1 protein-coding gene is annotated in these 510 nt (G+C 45.7%); it reads right to left on the minus strand.

Going from position 1 to position 510, the window contains the following annotated elements; all coding sequences use genetic code 11:
* Positions 1-510: 5'-nucleotidase C-terminal domain-containing protein (locus R7Q09_RS28525; protein WP_318144255.1), on the minus strand; the 510-nt coding region annotated here is incomplete at both ends.

Below are 510 nucleotides of genomic sequence, written 5' to 3' on the forward strand. Positions count from 1 at the left end.
CTCTTCCGATCTCGGCGAATAACCGCACCTTTCACATCGTAAAACCCGATCGGTACGGCAAAAGGCAATAATCGTCCGGCAACATCTGCCACTGTAATATCACCTGGATTGAGTGAAGTACGAACGCCACCTGCATTATGAATTGCAAATTGAACGTTGTGCCCGCGTTTATTTAAGCTATGAAGGAAAGAACGAGCGACCGCACCGTCAAGTTCACTTCCGCCCAACTCATCCGGAATACGGACATGACGCTTTTTGCTTTCCACATGAGCGATCACCTGCGATTGCAAGGCACGCACGCGAGGTATGTATTTATCTCTCAAAATAGCTTGAGTTTCTGGGTGTTTCTTACAGACCACAACATTTGGTTGGCCGTGAATAAAATCACAAGCGGTTTCAAATACGCCTTGGTCCAATTGTTGATTCAATGTTGAATCCCAGAAAATACGGCGTCCTAACAGTAATTCATTTTGACCATTCAACATGGTTGCTTGGCCATTCTCGTCAAAC

It is taken from the genome of Vibrio sp. 2130-1 (assembly GCF_033339515.1).